Origin of the sequence: uncultured Porphyromonas sp. (assembly GCF_934359325.1) — a bacterium.
GTDB lineage: Bacteria > Bacteroidota > Bacteroidia > Bacteroidales > Porphyromonadaceae > Porphyromonas_A.
On record NZ_CAKRLH010000048.1, the window covers coordinates 1 to 10630 of the forward strand.

The 10630-nt window shown below is 55.0% G+C and carries 8 protein-coding genes and 1 pseudogene; 2 read left to right on the forward strand and 7 right to left on the reverse strand.

What is annotated here, in order from left to right; translation table 11 throughout:
* A partial coding sequence (locus Q0F21_RS03155; protein WP_297237338.1) for a 3'-5' exonuclease occupies positions 1 to 1706 on the forward strand: 1706 nt, incomplete at its 5' end.
* 31 nt (positions 1707 to 1737) lie between these two features.
* A complete protein-coding gene (locus Q0F21_RS03160; RefSeq protein ID WP_297237340.1) occupies positions 1738 to 3579 on the forward strand; it encodes an ABC transporter ATP-binding protein in 1842 nt (613 codons plus the stop codon).
* A gap of 415 nt (positions 3580 to 3994) precedes the next feature.
* Here Q0F21_RS03160 and Q0F21_RS03165 read toward each other — a convergent pair whose 3' ends face one another.
* The 7 genes and pseudogenes from Q0F21_RS03165 to Q0F21_RS03195 form a co-directional block, all read right to left on the reverse strand.
* Entirely contained in the window at positions 3995 to 5101 is a 1107-nt protein-coding gene (locus Q0F21_RS03165) for an aminoglycoside phosphotransferase family protein (RefSeq protein ID WP_297237342.1), read from the reverse strand.
* A gap of 7 nt (positions 5102 to 5108) precedes the next feature.
* A complete protein-coding gene (locus Q0F21_RS03170; RefSeq protein WP_297237344.1) occupies positions 5109 to 5810 on the reverse strand; it encodes a phosphatase PAP2 family protein in 702 nt (233 codons plus the stop codon).
* Positions 5811 to 5814: 4 nt separating this feature from the next.
* On the reverse strand, positions 5815 to 6660 hold the full coding sequence (locus Q0F21_RS03175; protein ID WP_297237346.1) for a tetratricopeptide repeat protein: 846 nt from the start codon (positions 6658 to 6660) through the stop codon (positions 5815 to 5817).
* Entirely contained in the window at positions 6660 to 8507 is a 1848-nt protein-coding gene (locus Q0F21_RS03180; protein ID WP_297237348.1) for a BatD family protein, read from the reverse strand. The genes Q0F21_RS03175 and Q0F21_RS03180 overlap by 1 nt, the downstream gene beginning before the upstream one ends.
* Positions 8508 to 8513: 6 nt before the next feature.
* A complete protein-coding gene (locus Q0F21_RS03185) occupies positions 8514 to 9200 on the reverse strand; it encodes a tetratricopeptide repeat protein (protein ID WP_297237350.1) in 687 nt (228 codons plus the stop codon).
* The gene (locus tag Q0F21_RS03190) at positions 9190 to 10224 is read right to left on the reverse strand and encodes a VWA domain-containing protein (RefSeq protein ID WP_297237352.1); all 1035 of its coding nucleotides are present in this window, start codon (positions 10222 to 10224) and stop codon (positions 9190 to 9192) included. The genes Q0F21_RS03185 and Q0F21_RS03190 overlap by 11 nt, the downstream gene beginning before the upstream one ends.
* 12 nt (positions 10225 to 10236) lie before the next feature.
* Positions 10237 to 10630 (reverse strand): annotated as a pseudogene (locus Q0F21_RS03195) (VWA domain-containing protein); the annotation flags it as partial.

Consider the following 10630-nt stretch of genomic DNA (forward strand, 5'->3'; position numbering starts at 1 on the left):
ATGATCTGCTGATCAATATGCTGCGACTGCTGAGACAGCACCCAGAGGTGAGGGACGAGCTCCACAGGAGATTTCGATACATCCTTGTCGACGAGTACCAGGACACCAATTGGGTGCAAAATGAAATCGTCAAGCAACTCAAGGGACCTGATACGATCCTCACCGTCGTAGGTGACGACGCACAGAGCATCTACTCCTTCCGCGGCGCTGTGATCGAGAATATCCTCAGCTTCAGCGCCACATTCCCTGACGCTGTGGTCTATAAGCTGAGGAAAAACTATCGCTCCACCTCCAATATCGTCGACATTGCCAATAGCCTGATCGAGAAAAATCACTTCCGCATCCCCAAGACTGTGGAAGCAGTCGCCGGCAAGGGGGAGAAGCTCACCCTCTTCGATGCCTTCAGTGGCAAGTCCGAGGCTGAGCGGGTCGCCGAGATGATCTCCGCCTCACTTCGCCGTGGGAGATCACCCGAGGAGGTGGCGGTACTCTACCGCACCAATGCTCAGAGCCGCCTCCTCGAGGAGCAGTTACGCAATTATTCCGTCCCTTACAGGATCTACGGTGGGCTCTCCTTCTACGACCGTGCTGAGATCAAGGATGCCCTTGCCTACCTCCGCTTGGTGATCAATGCGAGTGACGACGAGGCATTCCGGAGGGTCTACAACACCCCCAAGAGGGGAATCGGTGACGTGACCTTTAGCACTCTCTCCGACCTCGCTAATAGACAAAAGAAACCCCTACTGGAGGTGGCATCGGATCCTGATCTGATGTCAGAGTCCCTCAAGGCAGCCCCTATCAAAAGGATCACCGGTTTTGTAGAGTTGATTGACCAGCTACGAGAGACGGCTAATACCGGGATGACTCTGGCGGAGTATATGAGCCATCTCATCCTCGCCACGCAGCTGACAGGTATGTACAGTGACGAGAGTGTAGAGTCTCTGTCTAAGCTGGACAACCTCAATGAGCTGGTCTCTGCAGTGCAGGAGTATGAGGACGCTCACTACGAGCTCTCGGACGATCCGGTGACCATCGAGGACTTTGTCCGCGATATGTCGCTCTTCACCGATGCGGATCAGAAGGAGGACGGCACGCCCCGTGTCACTCTGATGACTATGCATGCCTCCAAGGGACTGGAGTACGAGGAGGTCTACTGCGTGGGGCTCGAGGATCAGCTGATCCCCAGTGACCGATACAGTGAGGAGAAGGACATCGAGGAGGAGCGCCGACTCCTCTACGTCGCTATCACTCGAGCTAAGGAGAAGTGCATCCTCTCCTACGCTCAGAGTCGCATGACCCACGGTCAGCTCGACTATCAGAGGCCGAGCCGCTTCCTCCTCGACCTTGATCCACGATACCTCGAGGATCATACGGGGCTGACCGACTACCTGCCCCACTCCACTGCCCGAGAGGAGAGACCTACAGTTACACCCTCTGCTCCGGTGCAGTCCTCCCGCCATCTCGATCCCAAGCCTAGACGCGTCCGTCGGGTGATACGGACGAAGGAGGAGGACAATGCTCCCCTGATCGATCGAGTGAGCGAGGCCGATCTCTGCAAGGGCGACCGCGTGGAGCACCCCACTTTCGGTGCAGGTCGGGTGGAGGGCTTCTCCCAGAGTGTCTCCGGGACTAAGGTCCTAGTCACCTTTGATGATGGATCGAAGAAACAGATGATCCTTAAGTTTGCCAAGCTTCGCAAGATCTGATTGGACTGCGACATACTAACACCTTACCCTGATGAAGGACTTTTTCCGAGCGTTCAGACGATTTCTCCCCAAGTATAAGTGGTACATCATAGGTAACATCGCCTGCAATGCCATTGCGCCGCTACTAAACCTACTGGCATTCTCACTCCTGATCCCTATCCTGAGGATTCTATTCGGGATCGACACCACCACGTACCACTTCATGCCGTGGAGCGAGCTCTCTCTCTCCACCCTAATGAATGGGATACAGAACAACTTCAATTATGCGGTGACGCAGATGATCGATGCCTACGGCGTCTCCAAGTCTCTAATGATCCTGGCGCTCTATCTGGTGGCTATCACACTGCTGAAGGTGTCCGTGCAGTATGCCGCCTCCTTCTTTATGATCCCGGTCCAGACAGGCGTGGTGCGGGACATACGAAATCAGCTCAATGAGAGAGTGCTTGGGCTCAACCTTGCCTTCTTCTCCGGAGAGCGGAAGGGCGATCTGCTGGCGCGTATCTCAGGAGATGTCAACGAATTACAGCACTCCCTGATCAGTTCGCTCGATATGATGATCAAGAATCCGCTCATCATCCTCGTCTCGCTGATTGCTATGCTGATCATCAGTCCCTCGCTAACCCTCTTTGTGATGCTCCTGCTCCCTATGGCGGGATTTGTCATGGGTCGTATAGGCAAGCGACTCAAGCGCGACTCCCTCGAGGGTCAGACGAAGTGGGGCTATCTGATCAGCCTCTTTGAGGAGACATTGGGCGGGCTTAGGGTGATCAAGGCCTTCCATGCCGAGAAGCCCATTCAGGAGCGGTTTGAAGCCCAAAACGAGGAGTTCCGGACCATCTCCCGGCATGTAGCCTCGCGACAGGCACTGGCTCATCCAGTGAGCGAATTCCTTGGGACAATCACCATTGCGGTAGTGCTATGGTTTGGTGGGACGCTTATTTTCCACAATAGTGTCGGCTTCGATGCTTCCACATTCATCTACTACCTGGTGATCTTCTACAGCATCATCAATCCTGCCAAGGAATTCTCCCGCGCCTCCTACGACATACGTAAGGGGATGGCCTCGCTCGCCCGCATCGATGAAGTACTCTCGGCAGTCAATCCGATCCAGGATCCTGAGCAGCCGAGGGAGATCCGCTTCGAGAGAGAGATCCGATATGACCACGTCTCCTTCCGCTACAATAATTACGACGACCACTGGATCCTGAGGGATGTCGATCTGACCATCCCGAAGGGCAAGACGCTGGCGATCGTGGGAGAGAGCGGCTCCGGCAAGAGTACTCTGGTGGACCTCTTGCCTCGCTTCTACGACGTGGACGAGGGGTCCATCAGGATAGATGACACGGACATCAGGGAGCTAAGGATGCACGATCTGAGGATGCTGATGGGTAATGTCAATCAAGAAGCAATCCTCTTCAATGACACCGTCCGAGCCAATGTCGCCTTCGGCAACAAGGATGCGACCGATGAGGAGATCGTGGCTGCCTGCAAGGTGGCCAATGCGGACGACTTTATCAGAGAGCTCTCCGAGGGCTACGAGACAAATATCGGTGACCGAGGCAGTAAGCTCTCCGGCGGACAGCGTCAGCGGCTGAGCATCGCCCGTGCCGTACTCAAGGACCCGGACATCCTGATCCTTGATGAGGCTACGTCAGCTCTGGACACTGAGTCTGAGCGACTGGTGCAGGAGGCACTGGAGCACCTCATGAGAGGGCGCACCACTATCGTCATCGCTCACCGCCTCTCCACCATCGTCAGTGCCGATCAGATCATTGTCCTGCACAGGGGTCGGATCGTAGAGCGAGGGACTCACGAGGAGCTGCTGGCTCAGGGCAAGTATTACGCCCGACTGGTCGCCATGCAGAAGCTTTAGATCAGGAGCGTATTCCCAAATAGAGGAGCACCGGTGTCCGGACGACTTGTCTGAGCACCGGTGCTGCTATTTTATATTCATAATATCCTCTCAGATTGTCAGCAGAGGTGACATGGACAACTATGCCAGGATTAGTTGTGAGGTATGCGGGTAAACCTACGTCTATTGGTTTCCCATGGGGGTCGCCACCCGGCTCCGAATTATTACCGGGTTTAGTGTACACTAAACCCGGTATTAGTCGCGACTAATACCGGTAATAAAAATACCCCTGATGATGAGGCATCGGCTTAGCCGACAATATCAGTCGATCAGCAACGCTTTAGGAAAAAGACGAAAGGCATGTAGAGTCCATCTCTCCCTCAGCTGTCCGATAAACTCTCTCAGGGTAGCAGTGTCTCCTATCGGTGACGTAGAGTCACAGCCAGTGGGTCATGAAGTCGCTCATCTCCTTGGCTCGCTCCTCTAAGCGTGTCAGGTAGACATACTGAGCCCAGGCACGATCCCAATTGTGATCCTTGTAGTCGGTCTTGTAGTAGGTATCCCCATTGATATAGTCTGTGAGGAAGCGGACTGCCTGCATATAGGTCATCATGCGACCGCCGTAGGGGATGAGTCGGATCTCCGTCTCCGTGAGGAAGCTGCTTGCAGAGGACATATAGCCCTCCACATACGACCTGAAGATATCCATATCCACACCGATCCGGGACTCGTCAGTCTCGTCCTCTGCACCGGTATTCACGGCAGTACGTATGAAGTCTCCTACGTCAGACAGGATATATCCGGGCATCACCGTATCGAGGTCGATGACCGTCAGCACCTCACCGGACTCCTTATCGAAGAGGATGTTGTCCACCTTGGTGTCGAGATGATTGATGTGCTTAGGCAGACTGCCCTCCTCGTAGAGGCGCTCCTGCAGGAGCATATCGTCCGACCGGTCGTCGACAGCCTTGATGAGCTTCTTGACCCTGTCCTCCTGCATCCTGCCTACGCGATCCTCCCTGATTGCCTCAGAGAGCTCGTGCAGACGAAACGCCATATCGTGGAAGTGAGGGATCGTCTCCCCAAGCGTCCCCTCAGGGATGTCGGAGAGACGGCTCTGGAAGTCTCCGAAGGCTCTTCCCGCGGAGCGTGCCGACTCCGGGGTGACCGCATCCACGGTGACTGAGCCGGGGATATAGAGCATCACGCGCCAGTAGTTTCCCTCATAGGTGGTATAGCGCTCACCGCTCTTCGTCCGGAGGAATGTGCAGACGTGTCGGTCGACGTCCGTATCACCCTCAGCCTCCAGCTTCTTCCTGATGTGCTCAGTGACGGTGAATATATTCCGCTGCAGGGTCTCCACGTCCCGGAAGACCTGATGATTGATCCGCTGGAGGACGTACCTGATCTGCTCCGTACCATTCGGATCCTTGACTGTAACACGTAGGGTATCATTGATGTGACCGTTCCCAAAAGGATCCACGCTCACGACTTCCCCCTCGAGAGGGAAAGCATCCAGGATGGTCTGATAGTCTTTTGTCATAACTTAGTTAGAGATATAAGATGGGGTAAACGATTGGTCCCAGGATCCAAAAGGCGAGGTACAAGGTCACGAGTGAGAGTGCGATCTTGTCGATCCTACTGCGAGGAGTAATGTAGCAGACGGACTTCTGCCGATCCGGGATCTTGAAAAAACTGCTGCGCGTCTCGCGATAGAGATAGTACATGACGATGCCGACGAGCGTGCCGCAGAGACAGCCGGCGATCACGTCCGAGAGGAAGTGAACCCCGAGATAGACTCGCGAGTACATCGTGGTCAGCACGACAAGAGTCATGATGACGGTGTAGCCCCGGTGTCTCATCAGTAGCATCGTAAAGGCACCGAGAGCGGCAAAGTTGGTGCTGTGTCCGGAGATGAAGCCATAGAGTCCGCCTCCGGAGTGCCCCATCACAGTCTTGACCACATCCTCCGTGAAGGGATGAAGGGTCGGTCGGAATCGCTGAAAATAGGGCTTGAAGACGGCAGACGAGAGCTGGTCCGAGACTACCATCATAAGTGCGACGAAGAGGATGAGGAGCAGGCACTCCTTTACCCTCTGCCGATAGAAGAGCAGCGCAAAGAAGAAGATCAGGAAGAAGTACCAGATCCGCTTGTCGGAGAAGGTGAACATCACCGAGTCCAGATAGTCACTGTGGGGACTATTGAGCCAGAGGAAAAAGTCTCGCTCCAGTAGGGCCAGCTTCTCTACCATTACATCAGTCGCTAAAGTTATTGATCAAGTCAAAGGTCTCCTCTGGGACCCAGCCGACCGTGCCATCGGCAAGTCGGATCTCGGCATACCCCCCTACTCTGTCCATTATCCTCACCTTGTGCCCCTCATGCACTACCGCTATGTCCTGTGACGACGAGTCGGGAGAGCTCTGCAGTGTGATGACCGGAGCAGTCAGGATCGCCTCCGAGCGGTCGGTGATAAACCTGTAAGATCGGTAGACAAAGAGATTGAGGATCATACATAGTACGAGAGCAAAGAGGCCGGTATAGAAGCCTATACGCCTCTTCTTCTCGCTACGTCCGTATGCAAAGAGGTAGATAAGAAGGATAAAGATGACAAAGGAGCCCAGGGCAAGACTCATCCAGACAGGCAGAGAGAACCAGTGGGTCATATCATCCATCGCCCGTGAGAGCATCTGTGAGCGGGGCTGCTCTACCTTCTCGGCCGTGTGGTCAGCTAGGAAGGCAAGGTTGTAGCGCGTGTCTGAGTCAGCGGGATCCAGCCTGTAGGCGCGCTCCAGACTCAGTATGGCGCGGGAGAGCTGTCCGTCCTTATAGTAGGCACAGCCGAGGTTGTAGTACAGCTCGGCAGAGGGCTCGGACGAGAGACTGAGGCACTTCTCGTAGATCGATATGGCGAGGCTGTACTTTTGCTCACCATAGGCAGTTGCCGCCTCATCCATCAGTCTCTTGATGTCTGTTGATCCGACTGCATCGGCTGAGGATCCAGCCAGGACGGTGGTGTCCGTCGGAGCAGACTCTTGAGCGGAAGCGACTTCGCCAAGCGCGATGGAGAGGATAAGGAGGGGAAGTATCAGAAGTCGTTTCATCACTCTTTGATCTTGATTTTAGAGGCCTCTATGTCATCGATAACTTCCGACGAGGTCATGAAGAGTTCATCTCTCAGTCCCCCCTCATCAGAGGGGGCAAAGCGCGCCAGCTCGAGATCGGACTGTACGGAGAGGGTCCGGCTTACCAGCTCCTCAGGCAAGCCATTGGTTCGCATCACCTCCGCAATGCGCTCCTTGGAGAGGTCGGAGGGCGGGATATGGAGCTTGGCGCAGAGGTAGCTATTGAGACCATTGAGGAGTGCCTCGTAGTAAGCGACATGGTCGCCCCTAGCACGCTCCTTCTCTGCTACCTTGAGATACTTACGTGCCATCTTGCCGGCACGGCGAGCGCGGGTGTGAGAGTTCTCGATCGCACTAGCGCGATGGGCTCGGATGAGTAAGAAGGCAACCACGCCGATAAGGAGTACCACGCCGTAGAGGAGCCAATACGTACCTAGGCTGACTCCAGACAGGTGAGTGAGGCTGCCGGAAGGCTTGAGGTAGCGAATGTCGTTACCCAGCCGCTTCATCGCATCACGGCTACCGAAGGCAGAGCCGTCCGACACCACCGATCCACTGCCCTTCTCTACCTGTATCCTCTGTTCCGGAATCACCTCGCGCCTGTAGGACCCTGAGGCGGGATCAAAGTATGAGTATGTAATCTCGGGTATGGTATAGGTGCCCTCGTACCTCGGTATGGCGAAGTACTCGGTAGACTTCCAGCCGGATGCTCCCCCGGCGGTGACCTGGATGTCTTCCTCCTCCTGAGGATCATAGACCTCGAAGCCCTCGGGCCACTGCACCTCCGGCAGGGTAGTCAGCTTCAGATTTCCCTCGCCGGTGAGGGTAAGCTTCATCTGGACACTCTCGCCAGTCTTCATCGGCTGTTGAAGTCCGTCGGAGGTGAGCCTGAAGCTACCCACCGCTCCAGTGAAGTCGTCCGGCTTAGGGGTGGGAAGGGACTTCACATTTATCGTAAAGGGCTTGGTAGTTACCTTTTTCCGAACCCGCTGGTAGGAGTCGAAGAAGCCGGAGAAGAAGTCGTCCGGATCACTATTCTGCGAAGGAACAGTCACAAGCAGGCCGAAGGAACCGGACGGGACGCTGAGCTTGCCGGGCTTCTGGGGGAAGAGAAGCTGACGGAGCAGCGTCACAGTGTAGTAGTTCTTCCCCCTATACTGCTCTATGTCTAGCTGGAGCGGACCACTTTGCGGGATCTCCTGCTTGACGAAGCCGTCGTACTCGGGGAAGTTAGCACTCTCTATCTGGATCCCCTGGTACCTCGAGTAGAGCTTGTAGGTGACGAGAAGTGCCTCTTGCTCATAGACAGTCGTCTTACTCACGTTAGCCACCACCTGCAGAGCGTCGTTACTCAGCCGAACCGCCTCGTCGTCGGATATCTGCCCCTCGCCTTCGTCACCGGATGCGCCTGATGCCGAGGCTCCGGGAGAGACGGCAGATGGCTCATAGACCTTGAAGGTCGTAGCTCCTGATCTATAGGTGGCCCCGCCTACCTTGACAGTAGCGGAGGGGAGACTGTAGGAGCCGGCATGATCGGCCATCAGCGTGTAGGTGAATGAGGTCGAGGAGGAGCGGGACATCTTACCATTGATGATGCTGGTGCTCGAGGATCGACTCACCGCAGGTCCATACAGAACCTCTAATCCTGATGGGAACGACCACTGAGGATCGGATGCCTTGTCACTAACGATCAACTGGACCCTGAAGGGCTCTCCCACTACCGCTTCCTGCGGCTGGGAGACCCTTACCGTCACCTTATTCACCGCCTGAGCGGTCAGGGAGAGGATACAGAGGCTTGCAATTATGTGGAGTACTCTGTGAGACATAATGGATTACCAATTCTTACGACGACTACGTCCCTTCTGTTGCTGAGCCTGCTCTAGCTTCTGTCGGGTATTCTTCTCATCCTTCTGGAGGGCTTGTAGGATCCTATTGGCAGTCTCTTGGGACATCTGATCCTGGTTGGGCTGCTGAGGTTGTTGCTGCTGGTCATTCTGCTGATCCTTTTGCTGGTCTTTCTGCTGATCCTTATCCTGATCTTGCTTCTGATCCTGACCACCACCGCCATTCTTCTTCTGATCCTCCAGTAACTTCTGAGCCAGAGCGAGGTTGTAGCGCGTGTCCTCATCAGTGGGTCTTCGACGAAGCGACTCCTTGTAGTACTCGATTGCCTGCTCCAGCTGCTTGGCACGGAAAGCGGTGTTGCCGGCGTTATGCGTCAGATCAGCCGCCTCTGTAGGGGAGAGTAAGGAGAGATGAGGGGCGAGAGACTGGTAAAGCTTGCCCGCCTCCTCGCCACGATCAGTTCGGTAGAGGACATTGGCGAGATTGAAGATCGTAGTAGGGTCGCTCTTATTGACCTCAAGAGCCTTCCGGTAGTCTATCTCTGCTTTGGAGTACTCCCCGGAGCGATAGAGCTTATTGCCACTACGGGTCAGGTCTCGCACCTGCTTCTGCCCCCAGAGAGGGAGACAGGAGAGAGAGGCAAAGAGGATCGACAGCAAGTACTTACTTCTCATCATTACGCTTTACGTCAAAGATATTGAACCGCCTAAGGAACCTATTCTTATGATCCAGCATCAGCAGGTCGATCATCAGTAGGAGCAGTGCCGGGATCAGGAAGTAGTAGTAGACATCCGCATAGGATCGGTAGACGGTGGTACTCATATCTGACTTCTGCAGTCTGTCAAGGCTCTTCTTGAGCAGTCGGACCGCTCCGGAGACGTCCTGAGCATGGATGTAGACCCCATCGGCAGTCTCAGCAATCTGCTTGGCGAGCTGCTGATTAAGGCGAGTAACGACCACCTTACCCTCTTCGTCCGTCAGATACTCACCATTGCCCATCGGGATCGGAGCTCCCTCCTCCGTACCTACACCCAGGACGGAGACGAGGATCCCCTTCTCCTTTGCAGCCTTGAGTGCCTCCTCCACATCACCATCAAGGTTCTCAGCATCAGTGATCAGCACCAGCGCTTTCTTCACCTCCTTGTCCGATGAAAAGCCTCTGGTCGCTAGCTTGATTGCCTCGCCGATAACGGTACCCTGCGCAGCTATGAGGCTGGGATCAGCGGACTGGAGAAACATCTTGGCGGAGACGAAGTCCGAGGTGATCGGTAGCTGAATGTACGCCTCTCCAGCGAAGTAAATTAGACCAATCTTGTTATTTGCCAATTCGTCCGTCATGCGAGACACAATGTTCTTGGCTAACGTGAGACGGCTCGGGGTGACGTCCTTAGCAAGCATCGAATTGGAGAGATCGAGAGCAACGATCATCTCGATGCCCTCCAGCTTTACCTTCTCCGGCTTGGAGCCCACCTGTGGGCGGGCAAGTGCCACCACGATGAGCATCCCGGAGGCAATGAGCAGAATGTCCTTCGTCAGCTTGCGTCTCAGAGAGAGATCGGGCATCAGCTGGCGAACTAGCTCTGTCTCCCCGAAATTCTTCAGCTTCTTCTTGTCTCTCCTGATCCTCAGGAATGCCCACACCAAGAGGAGCGCAAGAGGAATGAGCAAGAGCAGTATGTAGGGGTGTAAAAAACGCATATCCTCAGTATATCACGGCATCGTACGGAAAGCGGTCGTCCTCAAGAGGATCGCCCCAAATAGGCAGAGCAGGGCGACACAGAGCCACGGCATAAAGTGCTCAGACTTCTCCGTATAGTTATGTACCTCCAGCTCGATCTTCTCCATCTGGTCGATCTGGTCGTAGATCTCCTCTAGGCTGGAGTTGTCCGTCGCCCTGAAGAAACTACCACCTGTGGTCTCAGCGATGGTCCGGAGGGAGCTCTCATCGATCTCCACCGGCATCATCTGGTACTCGATACCGAAGTCAGTCATCACCGGATAGGGAGCCTGCCCCATAGTGCCTACAGCGATAGTGTATACCCTTATCCCAAAGCTCTTCGCAATCTCAGCTGCCGTCATGGGGTCGATGGTTCCGGCATTGTTG